The following is a 20431-nucleotide window of genomic DNA, read 5'->3' as shown; positions in this document are numbered from 1 at the left end:
TTTTCTACGATGTTGCTGAAGAGAATTGGCTTTGCGGAAAACTGCGCGGCATTCAATCAATAAACACTAAAAGCAAACCTGGCTTAACGCGCCAGCAGCGCTACGCCGACACAAACGCACAACGCAGCCAGCCAGCGACGCTTATCAACATTTTCTTTCAAAAAAACCTTGCCCGCCAACGTATTCGTCACTACTGTTAACGACGCAGATGCCGGAGCCACTAGACTCAAATCGGCATGGCTCAACGCAAAAAGCAGCGCGAAAAAACTGACCGCCATCGCAGTTACGCCGCAAAAGAAGCGCGTGTTAGTAACGACGGTCTTAATCGCTCCCATCAGTCCCGATTCGGCTTTAATATCATCCAGGTCGCCTATCTGCCGCATAGCCGATGCAATCATCACGTCGCCAACAGTTGCAGCGATCACAATGCTCGCGATCATGGCGGCATTTGCAAAGCCGGAATGATGCAATTGAGCAATCATCAGCACACCTCCGCTGTGTGAGGTGTTGGCTTTTCGTGCTCAGTATAGGATGGCCCACGCATCACAAACCCGACCGCTGCGGTAATAAGAAAAATGCCGATCCAGCGTGACACTGAAATCTGCTCATGACGCCAGAACCGCGCCAACAGCGCGACAATCACATTGCCAAACGAAGTGGCGGGAAGAACGAACGTAAGATCGGCCCATGACAATGCTGTAAGGTACGAAGCAAAAAATCCAATCAGCAACACAATGCCGGACGCGATCCATGGAGTCATCACCGCATGAAAGAGCGTAGTGATATGGGCTAGAGATACCGGCCCGATCCTTTTCATTCCGACATCGAGAAAGGTATCGCCCAGCGGCGCCGAAATAGAGACAAACGCCAGCACCAGATACCGCCGGAATGTCATGGTGCTTCGCGTCATGAAAAGAGAAAAGCGGCCAGCGCAGGGCTGGCCGAATTGCGTGATGTCGTCATTCTGACGACCAACGGGAGGAAGAATCCGTTGTGCTCAGAATGACAATCTACCTGTCTAAACTTCAGCGCCAATCGGCTTAGCCGAATCGTTGGCCTTCTGCTGTTTCTTCTGCTTTACGATCTTGTTGCGCTGCGACCGCAGCTTCAGGAACGACTTCGCCTCCTGATACAGGCGCGGCAGGTCGCGATTGGCAATCGCCTTGCTCACCACGCGCCACGCAGCCTTCGGGCGGAAGTAGTACTCGTCATAGAAGCGGTGCACCATCTCCAGCACGTACTCTGTAGGCAGTCCTGGATACTCGATGTGTGCAAGCTGGTGGCCTTCATCGTCCACCATGGCGCCATTATTGATGATGAAGCCGTTCTCTTTGGCGAAGTCGTAGAACTCCGTGCCAGGATAGGCATGGGCAATGGAAACCTGGATCGTCTCGACATCGAGGCCCTTGGCGAAGTTGATCGTGTTGCGAATGGATTCCTTCGTCTCACCCGGCAGGCCGAGAATGAAGTCGCCGTGAATCGTGAGCCCCAGATCGTGGCAGTCACGCGTAAAGTCGCGAGCGCGCTCAACCGTAGCACCCTTCTTAATATTTTTCAGAATCTGCGGATCACCGGACTCATAGCCGACAATCAGCAAACGGCAGCCGGCTTCGCGCATGGCTTTCAATGTCTCGCGGTCGGTGGTTACGCGCGATGTGCAAGACCATGTCAACCCAAGCGGCTTCAGCTTTGCGCAAAGCTCAATCGTACGCGCCTTCTGGATGTTGAAGGTGTCGTCGTCGAAGAAGAATTCCTTCACATGTGGAAAGAGTTCCTTGGCATGGGCCATCTCAGCGGCAACGTCGTCGGTCGAGCGCTTGCGCCACGCATGGCCTGAGAGCGTTTGCGGCCACAGGCAGAAGGTGCACTGCGCCGGGCACCCGCGCGTCGAGTACAGAGAAACATACGGATGCAGCAGGAACGGCACATTGTACTTCGTCACATCCATGTCGCGCGCATAGATGTCCGTCACCCACGGCATTGCGTCCAGATTGTCCACCTGCGGGCGGTCGGGATTGTGCACCACCTTGCCATCCTTGCGGTAGCTGATGCCGAGGATTTCATTTAGCGGCTTGCCATTGGCAAATTCCACTGTCGAGAAATCGAATTCGCGCCGGCATACAAAGTCGATGACCTCGCACTCTGTCAGAGCGCGGTCCGGCGAGGTCGTCACCGGAGGCCCGACAAAGGCAATACGAATCGAGGGATTGGCCCGCTTGATGGCTTCCGCCAGCTTCTGGTCGCCCGTCCAGCCCGGAGTGCTGGTGAACAGGACGAGAAACTCATAGCCCTTCCCAATCTCGATTGTCTCCTGCGCCGAGACGTGGTGCGGAGGCGCATCCAGAAGGCGCGATCCCTCAAGCATTCCTGCCGGATAGGCCAGCCATACCGGGTACCAGTACGACTCAATCTCACGCGTGGCCGGCCAGCGCGAACTGGCGCCACCATCGAAATTCTCAAAGGAGGGCGGGTTCAGAAACAGTGTTTTTAAAGGCATGTGCTTATTACCTAAGTGTAACATCCAGCGCGGGTTTACCACGCTTTGCAGGTGCCATGACTGGTACCCGGCAAACTCTGATGGAAGATATCGCCAAAGGCTTCAGCTACTTACCGAAAAGCCGCCTAATGGGAACAAAAAAGAATTATTTCGGCCCCGACTTTGCCCAGTCCTCAATACTTCCTGTGGACCGCAACAAATTCAATTCGGCTCGTAATACGGCGTAGTTAGCGTCCAGCACATCCTCATAGCGCTGGCGCTCCTGGATGCGGGCCTGCTGCTCGTCTTTCGGTGTAAGCAGCGGGCTGTTAGGCGAGCCGCTGCCATTGTTCAGCTGTGTCGTAATAGCCTCCAGCTGTTCCTGGGCCAGTTCCGCCTGCAACTGCGCGACGCGCTGTTGCGCAGCAAGTTCGGTTACACTCTTCTGCAGTTGATAAATCTGCTCGCTCGCTGTGTTCCGCGTCTGGTCCGCTTGCGCAGAGGCGTGCGCGGCATCCGCAGCGGATCGGCGCTCCCTCGCTTTCAGCGCAGCGTCAAAAAGCGGCACTCTTATCTGGATGCCGACATCGAAGTTGTTGTACTGGAAATGTTGATAAAACTGGTCATAATTGTTGAACTTCGCGAACAGGCTGTAGTCGCCGCCAAACGCAAGCTGCGGGCGCAGGATCTGTCGTGAGTCGCCGAATGCTACATAGATTTTCGACTTGGCATTGGCCTGCGCCGCCTGCACTCCCGCATTTTGCAGTGCCATCGATGAAGTCTCCGCGGTTTCCATTAGAGTCCTGGGTGCCGAAGGGATGCTGCTGGAGTTGGTAGTAAAGGTTGCCGTAGGAAGGCCAGTAAGGTGAGCCAACTGCTGTCGCACCAGTTCAGCATCATTCTGCGAATGGATGCGCTTCAAGTCAATCTGCGCCGCCGTCAATTTCGCCCTGGTCAGCTCTATCCGGTTTTCGACTCCAGCGAGCACGCGGTCTTCCTCAATGCTTACCAACTTGTCGGCATACTGCTTTTCCTGGTCAAGGGCCGCCAGCGTCTGTTGCGATTTGTTCAGCTGGATGTAGTCAAGCGAAGCATCCAGCACAACCTGTTCGCGGGCATCTTTCAAACTAAACTCAGCGGCCTGCACCGCGGCACGCGCAGAGCGTATATAGTCCGGTTGCGAGAACGTAAACAACAGAGATTGCGAACTAACGTTAAAGACGGAAGGCTCACCCAGCGGAAAGCCATAGGAATAGCCCAGGCTTGAGCCAAGATTAAGGTTGGGGATGTAAGCGTCCTTTGATTCCGTCAGCCCTGCCGCTGCCCGTAGTACGTCCGCCTGCGCCATGCGCACCGAAGTGCTGTTCCGGAGTGCTAGATCGACCACCGTGAAGAGGGAGACCTGAGCCTGCGTGCTCAAACACGAGAGCACGACAAGAGCACCCGTCGCCATCCATCTGCAAAGTCGTTGTATCAACCGGCATCCACCTCGTAACAAACTGCCAAACTCCGATTCTATGCGCTCTCAGAATGGCACGGTTTCCAAGAGTTAAGAGACTTTAAGCTATCTGCCGCTGTTTGTCGCCGCCTGTGTACCAGCCTGGTAATCCCTGGCCAGTTCCACCGCAGCAGTAAACTGCTCCTGCGCCGCGGGTGCCTCTCCCATACTGGTCAACAGCTTTCCTAGTTGAACATGGGTCTGGAATGCCGGCGCGTCCTCTGATTTATTCGACGAAGCGAGATACTGCTCCAGCAGTTTGCGCGCAAATTGCAGATCGCGCCCCGCGCGTATGAGCACCGACGCCCCGTCCGCCATAGCTACTCCGTGTTCCACATCTAGCTCTGCGCCCTGGTGCACTGCCTCGACCATGTCGTCCCAGCGCTGCCGCCGGCGGTAAAACGACGCCAGGTCCATCCACGCGTCGGCCGGCTCCTTCAAGTCTGCAATCGCAGCCTTGTACTCGTCTTCGGCGCGCGCATAGTCTTTGCGGCTTTCGGCAATGCGCGCGTGGATGTAGTGCCCGCGGTCAGGAGCAAACGCATCCATCTGCTTTGCGACGCGCTCTGCCTTGTCTAGCCCGCCGCCAACAATCCCCGGCGCATCCACATAAAACTCGCCCAGATCTGAAAGCGCATTTACGTTGTGCGGATCAAGCTTCGCCGCCGTTTCAAATTCCACCCGGATCGGTTTCGCCATCTTGAACGCTGTTATAAAGGACACTCGATCTGCTTTTTCGCCCAGTGCCCGTGCCAGCCACAGATGATAGTTGCTGTTGTCCGGCGCCAGCGTCACCGCCGTCTGGCATGACTGGATGGCATCGTTCCATCGCTGTTCCTGCAGGTAAATGCGACAACGCAGATTGTGCGCCTCAGCGTTTTGTGGTTGCTGTGCCAGCACCTGATCCAGAGCCCGCAGTCCCTGGTCCGCGCGTCCGTGCGTCAGGTCGCCGCGCACTGCCTCAAGAAGCTGTGTAGGCGGGATGTCAGCCCACGCTGCGCCGGGTGCGACCAGCAGAAGAATAAACAGAGCAAGTCGAGTAAACACCTGCATTACCGCACAATCTCTACTGCAACGCCTTCGCTGACCGGCTGCCCGTTGGTCGTGCGCAGCGCCACCGTATCGCCTTCGTGCAGGCCGGAGAGAATCTCCACCTGCGTCAAATTCAGCGCATTCACCGTTACTGGCGTGCGATGCAGTTTTCCATCTTTCACGACATATACATATGTCTTGCCTTCTTCCGTATGTAGGGCGTCGCGCGGAACATTCAACGCGCTTGCGATATCGGATGTCGTCACCGTGACAGTTACATTCGTGTTGGGGAGTAGCTTGCCATCCGCGTCATCAATCGAGATCAACACTTGACCCACATTGCGCGTGTTAAACCTGATAATGGTCGACGGCACGCGCACCACATGCCCATGCCACTCGCTGTCCGGCAGCGCATCCCAGAGAATAGTGATTGGCATTCCCTCGCGAATTTTGGCAATCTCCGGTTCATCGAAATAAGCGCGCACCTGCAGTTTGGTCAGGTCTGCCATTTCCAGTAATTTCGCGCCCTGATCTACGAATTCGGTTTTCGAAACAGGAATGTAGTAAACCGTCCCGGCAAACGGAGCCTTCACGTTTGCCTGGTTTACTACTTCCTGTGCCGCAACGTATCCAGCTTGTGCGTCATCAAGCGCCGCCTTGGAATGGGCAATGTCCGTCGCGTCGTAACGCCCCGATTTTTTCTTTTCCAGTAGCCCCAGAGAATTGTTCGCTGCCGTCATTCGGTCTTTCGCCGCCGCAACCTCTGCCGCCGAAGCCGCGCCCTGCGCTTGCAGCTTTTCCAATGCCGCTATATCGCGTTGCGCCTGGTCGCGGTCCATCTGGGTCTTGGTTATGTCGCCATTCAGAGCCAGTTGTTCTTCCCGCGTGCCGCCCTTCATCGTCGCATCATAGCTGGCCTGCGCTCCTCGGAGCGCGGCAATCGCCGTCGCCAGTTTGGCCCGGGCGTTCGTGTCATCCATCTGCAGGAGAAGCTGCCCTGTCGTGACTTTGTCTCCTTCATGCACATAAATAGCCTTCACCACCCCCGGAAACGGTGCGTGCGCCTCAAACGTCGACACTGGCTCAACAATGCCGTTCGTGGACGTTGTGCTCTTAAGGCTGCTGCGCTCTACCACCGCCGCGCGTACTGGCAGCGTCGTGCGCGTAGCCATGTGCACAAAGTAAAAGACCAGCGCAACTGCAATGCCGGCGCCGCTCCAAATCCACACGTTGCGGTTCGTCGTTGTTCGTACTGTCGCCATCCTGAAACCGAGAGTCAGTATATAAGACTCAATAAGATGCCTTTTCGCGTCAGGAAATATGCCTTGTCGTGTGAAGACGGAGCCCGGAAAGCAGGGTGACTGGCCCTACAATAAACACATGGTCCTTTCTGAACAATACACAGACGAGCACGCGAAAGCTGGACTTGATTTCTCCTTCCCATCGATCGAGACCTGGAAAAACCAGTTTCCCGGCTACGAAATCCTCATCGACGATCCCGAGTTCACCTCCGTCTGCCCCAAAACCGGCCTGCCCGACTTCGGCATCGTTACTCTGCGCTACATGCCCCGCGAGTTCTGCCTCGAACTCAAGTCTTACAAAGAATATCTCTTTACCTACCGCAACCTCGGCATCTTTCAGGAAAATGTCGTCAACCAGGTACTTGAAGACGTCGTGAAGGCATGCAATCCGGTATGGGCTATAGTCAAAGGGGATTTCCGACCGCGCGGCGGCATTTCCACCACCGTCGAAGCACGCTGGCCGCGCCCTAACAACGAATAGCGTTCTCAGTAGCAGCACGAAAACGGGTGCCCCATCATTTGCGCAGCAAAGGGTGGAGGGACAAGGCACTTTCTCAACGAACCCTCCGCGCCTTCCGCGGTAAAACAAAAACGCTGAAGCTGATATCATGCGACTCACCGCATGACAGCGCAACTTCAAAAATCAGCAAAGCCATCAGCCGCACAAACCGCTGCACTCGCGCTTTTTCTCCTCACCTGCCTTAACCTCTTCAACTTTATCGACCGCTACGTTTTGCCCGGCGTACAGCCGCTGGTACAGAAAGAGTTCAATGCTAACGACGCGCAGATGGGCCTGCTTACCACCGCCTTTTTCTTCACCTACATGATTGCTGCACCACTCACCGGATGGCTTGGGGACCGTTACCCACGCAGGCCGCTCATCGCCGCCGGAACGCTCCTCTGGAGCATAGCCACGCTTTTCACCGCGACAGTCCGCAGCTATGACACTCTGCTCATTCGTCACGCCATCGTCGGCATCGGCGAAGCCACGTTCAGCATTTACGCCCCCGCATTGCTCGCCGATTTTTATCCCGAAATCGACCGCAACCGGGTCCTCAGTATCTTCTACATCACCATTCCCGTAGGCGCGGCGCTTGGCTATCTCTCAGGGGGTGTGCTAGGCCAGCACTACGGATGGCGTATGCCCTTCTTCATTGCCGCACTGCCCGGTGTGCTCATCGCCGCAGCCTTCTGGTTCTTCGTCAAAGAGCCCGAACGGGGAGCAGCCGATGAACTCGCGCCCACACTCAATCGTGCAACTATCTTCGGTCTCGCACACAACCCCGCCTTCTGGACTGCGACCCTCGGGATGGCCATGTGGACCTTCACAGTCGGCGGCATCTCCACCTTCCTGCCGACGTTTTTCGTTCGCTTCGGTGGATATTCAGTCGCCGCAGCAGGGGTTACTACCGGAGCCATCACCGCCATCGACGGACTGCTCGGTACCGTAGCCGGAGGCTGGCTTGGTCAGCGCTGGCTTCGCAAAAACCACCGTGGACTGTATCTTCTCTCCGCATGGAGTATTCTCTTCGCAATCCCCGTCGCCGCCGCTGCCATCTTCGGGCCACGCTCTTTGATGGTTTCAACCGTCTTCCTCGCTGAATTTCTTCTCTTCCTGAACAATGGTCCGCTCAACGCCTGCCTCGTCAACTCTGTGGCTGCGCCAGTCCGTTCAACCGCCATAGCTATCAATCTCTTCATGATCCATGGCCTCGGTGACGCTTTTTCTCCGCGCCTCATTGGTCACGTCTCCGATGCAACAGCGTCGTTGCGTATCGGACTCGGCGTGACGCTGATCTCTCTGGCCATCGCGAGCATAATTCTCTTTACCGGGTCGCACTTCGCGCCGCTGCTACCAGAAAGTGAAGACACCCGCCAATTGTCGCCGTCAGCAACCCATTAATTGGAGATGTCATCGTGACGAAGAGAAGGCTGGTGTATGCTCTTTCCCTCATAGATACTGAAGACGAATGCACACCGCTGCCACCCTTTTTAACTGGCTCATCGCCCTTCTATGGATATGGCGCTCAGCAGTCGCCCTCCGCAACCTGCCTAAGCTCCCGAATCTTCTGAACGAGAAAGAGACATCAGCAGGGAACCCGGGACTCGCTGTAATCGTCCCCGCCCGCAACGAAGAACAGGCCATTGGGCAAATGCTGCATTCACTCCTCGCGCAGGAAGGTGTCTTCATAGAAATTCTCGCTGTCAACGACCGCTCGACCGATAAGACCGGCGAAATCATGGATCGCATCGCCGCCGAAGGCCGCGAACAGGGCAAAAGCATCAGTGTGATTCACATCCGGGAACTTCCCGCTGGCTGGATGGGTAAAACTCATGCCATGGCCCTCGCCGCGCGCCAGGCCGCAGCACCCTGGCTACTGTTCACTGACGGCGACATTCTCTTTCGCGAGGACTGCCTGCGCCGCGCCATCAGCTACGCAGAAAAGGAAGCCGACCATCTTGTTCTCTTCCCAACTTTGATCCTGAAAACTGCAGGCGAGCGCATGATGCTCTCGGCCTTTCAGGCACTCTCGTTTCTTTCCACACGCCCCTGGAAGACATCCGATCCTAAAAGCCGCGACTCGCTCGGCATTGGCGCCTTCAATCTCATCCGCAGCGAAGTCTACAGCAGCATCGGAGGCTTCGAGGGCCACCGTATGGAAGTTCTCGAAGACATCAAGCTTGGCCATCAGGTCAAGCGTCACGGTTTCCGCCAACATGTCGTCCTCGGGCGCGACCTCATTCAGGTGCACTGGGCCGCGGGCACTCTGGGCATCGTCCGCAATCTGACCAAGAACATTTTCGCCGTCTTCCGCTTCCAACCAATGCTCCTGCTCGCGGCGTGCATCGCCATCGCCGCGTTCTGCCTGACACCCTTCTACTGCCTGTTCGGCTCCTGGATGATGCTTTCTGCCAGCATTCTCGCCCTGGGGTCAATGCTGGAGATTTACCGTTACTGCGAGCGCCACATCAACGGCATCCCCACGGCCTACTTTCTCCTGTTGCCCGTCGCCGCATGTGTCATTGTCTACATGCTGCTGCGCTCCATGATCGTCACGATGGCGCAGCGCGGAATCGTCTGGCGAGACACCTTTTATCCGCTCTCTGAACTCCGCAAACACGCCGGCCCGCTGCGCTGATTTCAGTGCACACTGCTCGGAATTGTCATTCCGAGCGAAGCGTAGCACAGCCGAGGAACCTGCAGTTTCTATGTATCAGCACGAAAATGGGTGCTCCATCCTTATTGAGCAGTTTGCGAAAGGTGGGAGAGCTATATCTGCCCAGCAATACAATCAACGCGCCGACTTAAACACGCTCCGGTGATGCCCGCTCCGGAGCGCCGGATCATTCACTGCAGGCTTTTCATCCTCCGCAGAAAATCCATGCAACAGCGCCGGATTAGGCCGAAACTTCTCTGCCCCTCCATGAAACTGCCGCGCATCGCTCAACAGAATCTCAGCCCGTCCGCCAAAAGGTCGCACCACACCGCGTATGCGAATGTCCTGCGCCAGATACCGGCTCAGGTCACCCACAGTCTTGCGGTCCTCGTTCGCGCTCATCACCGTAAACCGGCAGTGATCATCCGATGTCTCCGGACTGCAAACATCCAGAAAGCGCGTTCCATCTGCTAGCTCCACCACGTCATAAACATGCGCGGCCACGCAGACATCCTTGTTCTTATGCGCCAAAGCTTCTTCCGGTGAGTAGCATTTCTTCTCACAAAACAACATCGTTGGGCACAAAAGCAGGAAAACCAAAACAGGAATCCGCATGAGGAGCTTTCTCTGAAAATGAATTGCAAGCCGCGGCCTAAGGCTATGCATTCTCCAGAAAAAAGGAAAGATTACGAAGGGCATCGGCCTCGCAGAATCTCCGTCGGTCCTTTCAAATAGCGATCGATGTAGGCTTTCACGATGAACTACAGGCACAAGACGAGACCGCTGTCTAGGAGCCGAGAGCTTTCGCTATTCATAGCGCAGGGTAGTTTGCGGATCGATTTTTGCTGCACGGCGGGCAGGAACCCAGCACGCCGCCAGTGCCACGGCTGCCAGAAATACCGGTGCCAGTGTGAAGGTGAGCACGTCGTGCGGCCGCACTCCGTAAAGAAAGCTGTTGAAGAGTTTTGCCACTGCCAGCGCTACAGGCAGGCCAATGGCGAGCGCAATAATCGTAAGCAGCATTCCCTGGCGCAACACAAGACTTTGAATTGCGCCAAGTTGTGCACCCAACGCGATGCGGATGCCGATTTCACGTGTTCTGCGGCTCACCGCATAGCTCATCACGCCATATAGTCCGACAGCGGCCAGTACAATGCCGATAAAGCCAAAGACGCCGAATAGCGTTCCTGCAAGCCGTGGCAGAAAGAGGGCGCTGCGCAGATGGTCTTCCATGGTTTCCGCATTGTAGACGGCCATGGATGGATCGAGCGTATGGATCTGCTGCCGTATAGCCGCAAGCAGGTTCGCCGTGTCGCCTTCGGAATGCACGATGAGGGTATAGCCCATGAAGGGTGGGTCGCTGCCGGTAGTCTGCGCGAGCGAGCGGAAGAGGACAGGGCGCGTGTCTTCGCCGATAAACCGCGATTTAATGTTGCCGACAATGCCGATGACTTCGTATAGATCGCTGCCATCGCGGATGTGCTGACCTACTGGATTTTCACCGGGGAAAAGCTGCTCGGCCAGTGCCTTGTTGATGACGGCAACTTTGGACGCAGCCGGAGATTCGTTGGCGAAGTCACGCCCGGCGATGCGCGGGATGCCGAGGGTCTCAAAATATCCCGGCGTAGCCATATACATCTCAACAATGGGAGCGGATGATTTCGGATGACCCTCGGCGACCATACCATCGCTGCGATTGCCGCCGGAGAGCGGTATGCTGTCAGTCGCAGCGGCGGAGATGACGCCGGGGAGGGCAGCGACGCGGTTTCGTAACTCGGTGAGGAATTGCGTTGTGTGCTCCGGCGTGTAGCCGTGGACGCGCGGGTCGACGGAAACCATCAAAACGCTGTGCGAGCGAAAGCCGATGTCAATCGTAGAAGCGCGTTGGAGACTGCGCAGAAAGAGTCCTGTAGCACTGAGCAGGATGATGGACATGGCGATCTGGGCCACGATCAGAACATTGCGCAGGGTGATGCGGCGGCCGGGACGCGCGAGCGCGTCCTCGCCCTTTAGAGCGCTGGCGAGAACGGGGCGCGACGCAATCCATGCGGGGATGAAGCCAAAGACCAGCCCTGCTCCAACACTCAGAACAAGGGTATAGAGCAGGACGCGCCAATCGACGCTCAGTGTCAGATCAAGCGGCACGGGAGCGGGAAAATGAAATGCGGCAAGCGCAGAAGTTGTCCATAGCGAAAGCACGGCGCCGAAGAGTCCCCCCGACAGAGCAAGCAGCACGCTTTCAATCAGCATTTGGCGCAGGAGCTGTCTGCGCGTCGCCCCCAGAGTGATGCGGACAGCCATTTCCCGCTGACGGCTGGCGGAGTGTGCCAGAAGCAAGTTGGCAACATTCGCGCAGGCGATGGCGAGAACAAGAAGGACGACTATAGAGAGCGCAGCGAGGAAGAGCAGGATGGTAGATTTATCACGTGCGGGCAGAGAACCGGCGCGATCCAGATAGAAGCCGTTGTCTTTGTCTGTTGTGGGGTAAGCTTTGGCGAAGTTCTGGGCCAGTGTTTTAAGCTCGGCTGCTGCCTCGGTTTGCGTAATTTCCGGCCTGAGGCGGCCAATGACCATGAGCCAGTGGTTCTGACGCCCTTGCCATACCGTCACAGTGTTGCCGACAGCGGTCGGGGCAAGAGATTCAATGTTGCCCAGGGGGACCCAGTACTGCGGATCCAGGATGAGATCGAGGCCATGGAAGCCAGGGGGCGCCACGCCGACGACTGTGTAGGGATGTCCAGAGAGTGTGATGGCTTTGCCGATGATGGCAGGATCCGAAGCGAAGCGGTGCTGCCAGAGGCGGTAGCCGAGAACGATGACCTGCTGGCGCTCCTCGCTCTGGAGGAAGCCGCGCCCGAGTGTCATGCGGAGCTGGGTGACGTCGAAGTAGTTCGCTGTCGCGGCCTGTCCCCAGATGCGTTCCGGTTCGCCTTTGCCGCCGATGGAAGCCGGCAGCAACCAAAAGTATGCCAGCAGTCCGGAAAATGACTTGGACTGGTCGCGGAGATCAGTGTAGAGGGGCCATGAGAAAGTGTTGCAGCACTGGTTATTGTCCGTTATGTGTAGGGAAAGAAGCGTGCCGGGGTCGCGGACCGGCGGAGGCTTGAGCACAAAGCGGCTGACCATGGAGAAGATGGTTGCGTTAGCGGCTATGCCGAGTCCGATGGAGATGATGACTGCCAGCGCGAGACCGGGCGTCCGAGAAAGACGCCGAAAGGTGTAGAACAACTCCTGCCACAGGTGTGCCATTCGGGTGCTCCCTGATGGCTGAGATTACGCGACGGATAGGAAGTTGGTTCCCGCCAATTCGATTTCGCGAGAATTTCTTGGCATCATAGTAATGATGAGTGTTGTTGCCGCTGAGAAGGAGCGTGTCCTTACTCGACGCCAGTTCCTGAGCCTGTCCGGTCTTTCGGTGCTCGGACTCGGTTTCTATGCTGGCGAGATTGCGCGTCACGAAATCGACATCGTCCAGCGCACAATCACAGTTCCCGGCCTGCCGAAAAGCTTTAAAGGCTTCCGTATTGCGCAGATATCCGATATCCACTTCCGGGAATACACTGAAGCATCTTTTCTCAAGCTCGTGCTGCATGCGGTCAACGCCCTCAAGCCTGATCTGGTGGCCTTGACCGGCGATTTCGTCAGCTACGGCCCTCTGGCAAAGCACCGCTCTGTGGGTTGGGCCTACACATGCGGCGAGCTGCTGACCCGCATCCAATGCCCCCTGCGCTATGCCGTGCTCGGCAACCACGATTGCATTGTGAGTGAAGCGGCTGCGCGGGACGCTCTGACCACCCACGGCATTCCCGTGCTGAACAACGCGTCAGTCCCGCTCGAACACGGCAACCAGCGCATCTGGCTGGCTGGTATCGCCGACGCGTTGAGCGGTAATCCCGGGCCTGACTTTGAAAAGGCGGTCCCGAAAACCGCGCGCGGAGACAACGAGCGCGTGATCCTGATGGCCCACGAGCCGGACATCCTGCCCAGGGTGGCAAAACACGGCTTTGATTTAATGCTCTCCGGGCATACCCATGGTGGCCAGGTGCGCCTTCCGTTTCTGCCACCGCTGCACCTTCCGCCGATGGGCGTTGACTATGTGGAAGGCTATTTCCGGCTCGGGCAGACCCAGCTGTACGTAAATCGCGGAATCGGCACCGTGGGCCTGCCCTTCCGGCTGAACTGTCCGCCGGAAATCACGCTGATTACACTGGCATAGCCCGCAGCGAGGAAACATCACCTGCGCTGATTTATAATCCAGATAGCTATCTGACACACTCAGGAGAAGCCGTTCCGCCCGACCGGGACGCTTCTAAGCGCCAGATCGAGAAGGTCAATACCCATACATGATTCGTTTTCTTCAGAAAGACAGCCGCGTGATGAAGGGTATCTTCATCGCGATTATCGCCGCTACATGCGTCCTCATGGTCATCTTCCTGGTTCCAGGCATGTTCAGCGGCGACCAGGGATCTAGCTCCAACACCTATGCGACCATTCGCGGCGCTGGGATACTTGGACGCTTTTTTGGCGGCGACGACGTGTCCACGCAGGAAGTGCAGCAGCTTGCCCAGCGCATGCTGCAGCGCCAGCAGTTGCCGGATTTCGTGCTGCCGTACATGATGCAGCGCGTTGGGACGGGACTGATCCAGCAGCACATTGAGCTGCAGGAAGCCAACCGTCTGGGCGTGAGCGTGACCGACGATGATCTGCGCAACTTCCTTCACACCGGAACCTGGGGCCAGGTGCTCTTTCCCAACGGCCGGTACATCGGCGACGAGCAGTATGCGAGCCTCGTATCGCAGAACTTCGGTATCTCGCGCGACCAGTTCGAGAAGGAACTGAAGAAAGAACTACAGGAAGACCGGTTGCGTTCGTTTATAACTGCCGGCGTCACGGTTTCCGACCAGCAGGTGCGCGACGCCTACAGGCAGCAGGGAACGAAAATCAAGTTTGACTATGCTGTGATCAGCTCCGACGATCTGAGCAAGACCATCAACCCCACGGACCAGGAGCTGCAGGCATTCTTCAAGCAGCACGCGCCAAAGTACGCCAAGGCCATTCCTGAGCAGCGGAAGATCGAGTACATCGCCTTCGCCACGGCGAACCTGCCCGGCGGTGCTCCGCAGGTGACCGATGCCGAGGTGCAGCAGTATTACAACCAGCACCAAAGCGACTACCACGTCGACGACCAGGTGAAGGTCCGGCACATCCTTATCAAAGTCGATGAGAATGCCGACGCCAAAACGGACGAGGCGGCCAAGCAGAAGGCCGAGGACATCCTCAAGCAGCTTCATAACGGTGGCAATTTTGCCGATCTGGCGAAGAAGTATTCTGACGACCCCGGTAGCAAGGACCAGGGTGGCGAGCTCGGATTCATCAAGCACGGCGTGACCGTGCCAGAATTCGACAAGGCGGCCTTTGCATTGCAGCCGGGACAGATTTCTGATCTGGTGCGGACGAAGTTCGGCTATCACATCATTCAGACCGAAGAAAAACAGTCGGCGCACACCCGTCCGCTTGACGAAGTAAAGCAAACAATCGTCGCCCTGCTGACGAGGCAGAAGGAAGCACAGGCGCAGCAGGCATTTGGCCAGCAACTCGCCAGTGAAGCGCAGAAAACGGGCATGGCGCAGACAGCGACAGCACACCACTTGCAGTTAGCCACGACCGACTATCTCGCACAGACTGCAATCATCCCGACACTGGCTGACGGTTCACAGATGCTGACGAGCGCATTCTCTGCCAAGCCGGGGGCAGCCCCACAAGTTGCCTCGACGGGTGATGGTTATGCAGTGTTTCAGGTTGTAGATGTGCATGCCGCCCATGCGCCGACATTCGACGAGTACAAATCGCATGTACTGGATGATTTCCGCGACGAGCAGTTGCCTTCGCTACTATCGCGCAAGACGGCGGAGCTGGCAGACAAGGCAAAGGCTGACAATGACCTGGCAAAGGCCGCGAAAGAAGTTGGGGCGACGATGAAGTCCAGCGATTTGGTTGGTCGCGACGCCCAAGTTCCTGATATCGGCCAGCTGTCACAAGTCGCGCCTACTCTCTTTGACCTGAATGTAGGGCAGTTCAGCAACGCAATCAACGGCCAGCGCACAGGTGCTGTGGCGAAGTTGACCGACAAGCAACAGCCGACACCGGACGAAATCCAGAAAAACTTCGAGCAGACCCGTGACTCGCTGCTTAATCAGCAGCGCGAACAAATGTTCGAGGTCTTTGTAACAAACCTGGTGGACCAGTATCAGAAGGCAGGCCGCATCCGCGTCAATCGGCGCATGCAACAGCAGCCTGGATTGCCGGGAGCGCCGCGATCGTAGCGCAGTAAGAGTAGGCAAGAGCAACCGGGGCCCGTGGTTTGGAATCACTCGAATCACGGGCCTTTTTGCAGGCAGATGGAAACAGTATGTCATTTGAGCGTTCTTCAGGATTGTTGTTGCACATCACATCGCTGCCCTCATACGGCGGCATCGGAGATCTTGGACCAGCCGCGTACGCCTTCGCCGATTTCCTTGCAGCGAGCAAGCAGCGGCTATGGCAGGTGCTCCCGCTCAGCCCCACCGGCTATGGCAACTCGCCTTATGCAGCCCTCTCGGCGTTTGCCGGCAACCCATTGCTGATAAGCCTGGAGAAGCTAGTCGAATGGGGCTGGATCAATGCGAAGCGCATCGAGGAGTTGCCAGGGCACTCAGGCAATGTCCGCTTCGACGAAGTTGAAAAGAAGAAAATGCCGCAGCTCGTGGAAGCGGCGCGCAATTTTCTTCATCACCATCGCAAGGCGTCTCTGGCGAAACAGTGGACACGCTTCGACGGATATTGCAAAACAAATGCATCTTGGCTCAATGATTATGCGCGATACAGCGCGCTGCGACGAAAATTCAATTTCGCCTGCTGGAATGAGTGGCCGAAGGAATACGCATATCGCGATCCTGAAGCCCTATCGCGGCTGGAAAAAGAGCACAGTGAAGAACTGGCCATCGAGCAGGTGATTCAGTTTGCTTTTGACGAGCAATGGACGGCCCTGCGTCAATACTGCGCGGAACGAGGTATCCGCTTCATCGGCGATGTTGCCATCTTTGTGAACTACGACAGCGCCGATGTCTGGACACACCGCGACATCTTCGACCTGAACGATGACCTCTCTCCTGTCCGCGTTTCAGGAGTGCCGCCCGATTATTTCAGCCCGACGGGGCAACGGTGGGGCAATCCGATCTACCGCTGGAATGTCCTCGAAGAGCGCGGCTTCGACTGGTGGGTGGACCGCATCCGCCGCGCTCATTCGATTTACGATCTGATTCGGCTCGATCACTTTCGCGGCTTCGAAGCTTACTGGTCGATCCCCGCCGAAGACGAGACGGCCGTTAACGGCGAATGGGTGAAGGCTCCTGGGACAGCACTATTTTCGACATTGCGGGAGGCGCTGGGCGAACTTCCTTTCATCGCGGAAGATCTTGGGCTGATTACTCCGGAGGTCGATGCCCTGCGCGAGCAGTTCAATCTGCCTGGGATGCGTGTATTGCAGTTCGGATTCTCAGGGCGCGGTGCACACAATTACCTGCCGCATCGCTACGAGAAGAACACAGTGGTTTATACCGGTACTCACGATAACGATACTACACGCGGATGGTGGGAGCACGGCGCGACTGACACTGAGAAAGCGTCAGTCACGGCATATGTGCAGCCAAAAGGTGATGGCGTGGTCTGGCCCCTGATTCGCGCTGCGGCAACTTCGGTCGCGGACATCTGTCTTTTCCCGCTTCAGGACATTCTCAATCTTGGCCCGGAGGCGCGCATGAACGTGCCGTCGAAACCGGAAGATAACTGGGTGTGGCGCTGTCCCGAGGGAATGCTTAAACCGGAATTGGCGGCAAAGCTGGGCGAGCTTACTGTGGTTACCGACCGTGACGGCGCGATTGAAGCTGAAACCGCCGGCTGAGATTCATAGACACAGACCACGAACGTCAATGAGAAGTTGAGTTCGTGCTCACCAGTATCGCAACGGGAAAATCCGCAAAGATGTCTTGGAGGCGCAAGCTTCCATTCTCTGCGTGAATTTCCTTATCAGTGAATATATTCACGAAGCTACTAGGCGTTTGATCAGGCAATGAGATCTGCGCCTTGCCCCATGCGTCGGCGCGGGGTAACTGCGGCTTTGTATGCGCTAGCGAGTACGCGAAACGGGGAACAACGACGAGTACGGAGTGTTTCGTAGCCGAGTCCTGGCGGAGAAAGGCGACAGCGTTTTGCCGCTTTTCCAGATCGACATTCAAGGGGATGTATTCGCCGTGACGAAAGAGCGAGTGCAAGTCGCGGCGGGTGACAAGGGCGCGATGCGTGGTCCAGAGCTTAATCCGACCATCGGGTATCGTATTCAACACGTTAGCGCAGACAGCGGCAGATCCTTCGCGTTGATACAGGTCTTGTAACGTACGAAGCAACTCTGCGCGAAGCCCGAAGTCAACTGGTCGGCGATTATCGGGATCGACGAGGCTTAAGTTCCACAGCTCTGAACCCTGATAGAAGTCTGGTACTCCGGGAGATGTGATTTTGAGAACAAGCTGCGATAGAGAATTGACCGCCCCGAACATCTGTACAGTGGGGAGAAAAGCTTTCAGAATTTCTACGAAGCGCGTTTCACGCGCGCGTCCCTTGGGCAGCAGGAGCGCGGCCAGGAAATTGTTCACGGCCTCGAGATACTGCGGGTTCGGGTTAGTCCAACTAAGATTGACCTTTGCCTCACTTAGGGCCTTGGTGCAGTATTGCTTGATGCGCTCCAGGAATTCGTTACGATCGTCAGGTGTTTCCATCCGCCAGGGCCATGCGCCGACAATGGTCTGATAGATGAGGTATTCTTCGTTGGCATCGGGAGCGATGCGGCCATCGGAGAGTTTCTGTTTGTGCCGGGCGTTTAGACGAATCCAGCGCCGCACGACAGAGGACCACTCCGTCGGCATTTCGGAAAGCACGTTAAGACGATTGCGCACATCTTCGCTGCGTTTGGTGTCGTGCGTTGAAGTCGCCAGCATCGAATCCGGCGCATTCTGCAGCCGGTCCTGATTGCAAGCGTGGAAATAATCAGTAGAGACGCCAAAGGCCCTTATCGAGCTGCCAACTTCATTCGCCGAGAGGAACCTAGTATAGACATAGAAGGCCGTGTCCTCCACGCCCTTCGCCATCACCGGACCGGTAAGCTGCTGAAACTTGAGCGCGAAGTAGAGGCACGCCTGATATCTTGCATCGCCCCTGTCTCCGAGAAGGAGCGTGTTCTGCAGGAATTCAAACGCGGAGGCATCGATCTCTGGATTGCGGTATTTTGCGCGCCAGATTGCCTGTGCGATGAAGGCGATGTCCCGCTCAGTGTATTGACCACGGTCGTCAATATAAGTGCGATAAACAGGGAAGTAGGCGATGGTTTCGCGAATTACGCTTTCGAGGATACCTTCAGTGAAGTCGCGTGCCCTGCGGTCATTGATTGCCAGATGATTTAACAGGTTGGTGAGGACGTAGACTTCGCTTGATAGCGAAGTCTGCATGACCTGCAGCTTGCAACGGTAGATGAGTTCGCTGGGGTCTATTTCGCGTCCGAGAACCCTGGTGTAAAGTGCCGTGAATTTGACTTCGTTTTGCGGCTGGATAAAGACATGGTTGGCGAGGTGAAGGAAGTCATATCCGGAGGTTCCGCTCACAGGCCATTCGCGCGGCAGTGCCTCGCGCGGCTCAAGAATTTTTTCCACCACGGTGTAGAGCGGCCCCCGATTCTGCGCCCAGTCATATCCTCGGAGGGCTTCGCGGATTTCCATTTCGATGCCGTTTGGCGCAAGCGGCTCCTTTGCCGCACTCCCTGAGCACTGGCTGGCAACATAGAGCAATTGCAGGCGAATAAGGTACTGGCGTGGATTGAACATCCCATCGCAGTGGTCGATGCGCAGGCCGGTTATCTGCCGCTTAGCAAGCAGCTTGCGAATGAGGCAGTGCGTCTGAGCAAAAGCCGAGGGGTCTTCCATGCGCAGGCCCACCAGGTCGTTGATATCGAAAAAACGGCGGTAGTTGATTTCTTCCGATGAAACCCGCCAATAGGCGAGCCTGTAGGCCTGGACTTCGAGCAAGGAATGGAGCAGGTCGAAGCTCTCAGGCTTGCCTTGTATTCCATTTGCCCGCTTGGCAGCGTGCTCCAGGACGGGCTGAAGCTCCGGAGAGCGAAGTGCTTTTTGCAAGCGTGGACGAAGCTCGGACAATTGTGCTCGCCGCTGCGCCGCGAGGTTCGGGTCTGCCGTATCATGCGGCGGGACATGGGCCAATTCCTTCAGCAGATCGCGAAACCACTGTGGAACTCCGTCGTCATCTTCGGGAAAGAGCAACGGAATCGTGCGCGAAGCTATGGGAAGTGAGTGATCATAATAATGAATGCGAGCGTGACCATCCTCAAATGCAATCTGAATTTTTTTGGTTTCGAGTTCCTCGCCGTATTGTTTCCCGAGAATTGGCAGCAGCAGCTTACCGTGCATATCCGGTTTGAGCGGCTCCCAGTCGATATCGAAAAATGTCGCGTATTCGGACGAGCGTCCATTCAAAAGCACATCCTGCCACCACTGCGAATCATTGCCGATGCCCATGTGGTTAGGCACGATGTCAAGCAGAAGCCCCATGCCCGCTTCGCGCAGAGTAGTGGAAAGATGGTTGAAGCCTTCATCACCGCCGAGCTCCGGATTCAGGCGGTCGTGGCGAATCACATCATACCCGTGCATGCTCCCAGGGCGCGCTTTGAAAACAGGAGAGCTGTAAACGTCTCCAATGCCCAATTCCTTAAGGTAGGGAAGGATTTTTACCGCATCGGCGAAGATGAATTGCCCGTTCATCTGCAGGCGATACGTCGATATCGGGGCGCGCGTATTGCTGTGCACAACCCGTTCAATACACTCCTTTATTTCAGGTTCATGAAGTTCTCTGAGAGACACCTGCTCTT

Annotated in this window: 15 protein-coding genes; 6 read left to right on the top strand and 9 right to left on the bottom strand. The window is 56.5% G+C overall.

Annotated elements, in window-relative coordinates:
• Nucleotides 1-83 precede the first annotated feature (83 nt).
• The 6 genes from VEV40_RS11995 to VEV40_RS11970 form a co-directional block, all read right to left on the bottom strand.
• Complete coding sequence (locus VEV40_RS11995; RefSeq protein ID WP_324832614.1) at nucleotides 84-482, bottom strand: EamA family transporter; 399 nt, start codon at nucleotides 480-482, stop codon at nucleotides 84-86.
• The gene (locus tag VEV40_RS11990; protein WP_324832595.1) at nucleotides 482-895 is read right to left on the bottom strand and encodes an EamA family transporter; all 414 of its coding nucleotides are present in this window, start codon (nucleotides 893-895) and stop codon (nucleotides 482-484) included. The genes VEV40_RS11995 and VEV40_RS11990 overlap by 1 nt, the downstream gene beginning before the upstream one ends.
• 123 nt (nucleotides 896-1018) lie before the next feature.
• The gene (gene hpnJ / locus VEV40_RS11985; RefSeq protein WP_324832594.1) at nucleotides 1019-2497 is read right to left on the bottom strand and encodes a hopanoid biosynthesis associated radical SAM protein HpnJ; all 1479 of its coding nucleotides are present in this window, start codon (nucleotides 2495-2497) and stop codon (nucleotides 1019-1021) included.
• Nucleotides 2498-2642: 145 nt separating this feature from the next.
• Complete coding sequence (locus VEV40_RS11980) at nucleotides 2643-3929, bottom strand: TolC family protein (RefSeq protein WP_324832593.1); 1287 nt, start codon at nucleotides 3927-3929, stop codon at nucleotides 2643-2645.
• Nucleotides 3930-4040: 111 nt separating this feature from the next.
• Nucleotides 4041-5027, bottom strand: a complete 987-nt coding sequence (locus tag VEV40_RS11975) for a tetratricopeptide repeat protein (protein ID WP_324832592.1) — start codon at nucleotides 5025-5027, stop codon at nucleotides 4041-4043.
• Nucleotides 5027-6268, bottom strand: coding sequence for an efflux RND transporter periplasmic adaptor subunit (locus VEV40_RS11970; RefSeq protein WP_324832591.1), 1242 nt, complete (start codon nucleotides 6266-6268; stop codon nucleotides 5027-5029). Before VEV40_RS11970 ends, VEV40_RS11975 begins: the two co-directional genes overlap by 1 nt.
• A gap of 118 nt (nucleotides 6269-6386) precedes the next feature.
• On the opposite strand from VEV40_RS11970, the gene queF reads away from it, so the two are divergent.
• The 3 genes from queF to VEV40_RS11955 all read left to right on the top strand — a co-directional run bounded on the left by queF (nucleotide 6387) and on the right by VEV40_RS11955 (nucleotide 9447).
• Nucleotides 6387-6788 carry a preQ(1) synthase gene (queF, locus tag VEV40_RS11965; RefSeq protein ID WP_324832613.1) on the top strand — a complete coding sequence of 134 codons (402 nt, stop codon included), beginning with the start codon at nucleotides 6387-6389 and terminating at the stop codon, nucleotides 6786-6788.
• 141 nt (nucleotides 6789-6929) lie between these two features.
• Nucleotides 6930-8210 carry an MFS transporter gene (locus tag VEV40_RS11960; RefSeq protein ID WP_324832590.1) on the top strand — a complete coding sequence of 427 codons (1281 nt, stop codon included), beginning with the start codon at nucleotides 6930-6932 and terminating at the stop codon, nucleotides 8208-8210.
• A gap of 67 nt (nucleotides 8211-8277) precedes the next feature.
• The gene (locus tag VEV40_RS11955) at nucleotides 8278-9447 is read left to right on the top strand and encodes a glycosyltransferase (RefSeq protein ID WP_324832589.1); all 1170 of its coding nucleotides are present in this window, start codon (nucleotides 8278-8280) and stop codon (nucleotides 9445-9447) included.
• 153 nt (nucleotides 9448-9600) lie between these two features.
• On the opposite strand, the gene VEV40_RS11950 is transcribed toward VEV40_RS11955, so the two are convergent.
• Both VEV40_RS11950 and VEV40_RS11945 read right to left on the bottom strand, forming a co-directional pair.
• Entirely contained in the window at nucleotides 9601-9996 is a 396-nt protein-coding gene (locus tag VEV40_RS11950; RefSeq protein ID WP_324832588.1) for a hypothetical protein, read from the bottom strand.
• 276 nt (nucleotides 9997-10272) lie between these two features.
• Nucleotides 10273-12714, bottom strand: coding sequence for an ABC transporter permease (locus VEV40_RS11945; RefSeq protein ID WP_324832586.1), 2442 nt, complete (start codon nucleotides 12712-12714; stop codon nucleotides 10273-10275).
• 91 nt (nucleotides 12715-12805) lie between these two features.
• On the opposite strand from VEV40_RS11945, the gene VEV40_RS11940 reads away from it, so the two are divergent.
• From VEV40_RS11940 to malQ, 3 genes are all read left to right on the top strand, one after another.
• The gene (locus VEV40_RS11940; protein WP_324832585.1) at nucleotides 12806-13681 is read left to right on the top strand and encodes a metallophosphoesterase; all 876 of its coding nucleotides are present in this window, start codon (nucleotides 12806-12808) and stop codon (nucleotides 13679-13681) included.
• Between the two features lie 127 nt (nucleotides 13682-13808).
• Nucleotides 13809-15788: a peptidylprolyl isomerase gene (locus VEV40_RS11935; protein ID WP_324832584.1), complete on the top strand. Its 1980-nt coding sequence runs from the start codon at nucleotides 13809-13811 to the stop codon at nucleotides 15786-15788.
• An 86-nt stretch (nucleotides 15789-15874) separates the two neighbouring features.
• The gene (malQ, locus tag VEV40_RS11930) at nucleotides 15875-17404 is read left to right on the top strand and encodes a 4-alpha-glucanotransferase (protein WP_324832583.1); all 1530 of its coding nucleotides are present in this window, start codon (nucleotides 15875-15877) and stop codon (nucleotides 17402-17404) included.
• 25 nt (nucleotides 17405-17429) lie between these two features.
• Here the strand turns inward: malQ and treY are convergent, their stop codons facing one another.
• Nucleotides 17430-20369 carry a malto-oligosyltrehalose synthase gene (gene treY / locus VEV40_RS11925; RefSeq protein ID WP_324832581.1) on the bottom strand — a complete coding sequence of 980 codons (2940 nt, stop codon included), beginning with the start codon at nucleotides 20367-20369 and terminating at the stop codon, nucleotides 17430-17432.
• Nucleotides 20370-20431: the final 62 nt, after the last annotated feature.

It is taken from the genome of Alloacidobacterium sp., assembly GCF_035631355.1.
GTDB lineage: Bacteria > Acidobacteriota > Terriglobia > Terriglobales > Acidobacteriaceae > Alloacidobacterium.
This window is presented reverse-complemented; position numbering and strand designations above follow the sequence as displayed.

Coding starts and splice junctions, on each gene's coding strand:
- VEV40_RS11995 (WP_324832614.1), bottom strand. CDS start 482: ATGATTGCTCAATTGCATCATTCCGGCTTTGCAAATGCCGCCATGATC.
- VEV40_RS11990 (WP_324832595.1), bottom strand. CDS start 895: ATGACATTCCGGCGGTATCTGGTGCTGGCGTTTGTCTCTATTTCGGCG.
- hpnJ (WP_324832594.1), bottom strand. CDS start 2,497: ATGCCTTTAAAAACACTGTTTCTGAACCCGCCCTCCTTTGAGAATTTC.
- VEV40_RS11980 (WP_324832593.1), bottom strand. CDS start 3,929: ATGGCGACGGGTGCTCTTGTCGTGCTCTCGTGTTTGAGCACGCAGGCT.
- VEV40_RS11975 (WP_324832592.1), bottom strand. CDS start 5,027: ATGCAGGTGTTTACTCGACTTGCTCTGTTTATTCTTCTGCTGGTCGCA.
- VEV40_RS11970 (WP_324832591.1), bottom strand. CDS start 6,268: ATGGCGACAGTACGAACAACGACGAACCGCAACGTGTGGATTTGGAGC.
- queF (WP_324832613.1), top strand. CDS start 6,387: ATGGTCCTTTCTGAACAATACACAGACGAGCACGCGAAAGCTGGACTT.
- VEV40_RS11960 (WP_324832590.1), top strand. CDS start 6,930: ATGACAGCGCAACTTCAAAAATCAGCAAAGCCATCAGCCGCACAAACC.
- VEV40_RS11955 (WP_324832589.1), top strand. CDS start 8,278: ATGCACACCGCTGCCACCCTTTTTAACTGGCTCATCGCCCTTCTATGG.
- VEV40_RS11945 (WP_324832586.1), bottom strand. CDS start 12,714: ATGGCACACCTGTGGCAGGAGTTGTTCTACACCTTTCGGCGTCTTTCT.
- VEV40_RS11940 (WP_324832585.1), top strand. CDS start 12,806: ATGATGAGTGTTGTTGCCGCTGAGAAGGAGCGTGTCCTTACTCGACGC.
- VEV40_RS11935 (WP_324832584.1), top strand. CDS start 13,809: ATGATTCGTTTTCTTCAGAAAGACAGCCGCGTGATGAAGGGTATCTTC.
- malQ (WP_324832583.1), top strand. CDS start 15,875: ATGTCATTTGAGCGTTCTTCAGGATTGTTGTTGCACATCACATCGCTG.